Raw genomic sequence first — 346 nt, forward strand, 5'->3', positions numbered from 1 at the left:
GTTCCTTGATAAGATGAATATTTTCTTCTTTTGCGCGTAATGCTTTTTAAATTTAATTTATTCATTAATCTCAAAACTTTCTTATGGTTAACATTCATCCCTTGATTTTTAAGTTCTAATGTAATTCTGCGGTATCCATATCTCTTTTTATTCGCGTAAAATATTTCTTTGATTCTATCAATAATATCTTGATTTTTTAAATCATTATCCTGTTTATTTAGATAAAAATAGTATGTAGCTCTTGCTATACCAGATATTAAAAGTAATATTTTTAAAGGATATTTTGCTCTAAGTTCAGTTATTACTCTGACTTTTTGTTCTTTGCTAACTCTTCTTCCTGAACAAG

General features: G+C 26.0%; 1 protein-coding gene. It reads right to left on the reverse strand.

Annotated features, from left to right (window positions below; translation table 11 throughout):
* Positions 1-346: IS3 family transposase (locus IX290_RS11505; protein ID WP_211493327.1), on the reverse strand; the 346-nt coding region annotated here is incomplete at both ends.

It is taken from the genome of Fusobacterium sp. DD2 (genome assembly GCF_018205345.1).
Taxonomy (GTDB): Bacteria; Fusobacteriota; Fusobacteriia; order Fusobacteriales; family Fusobacteriaceae; genus Fusobacterium_A.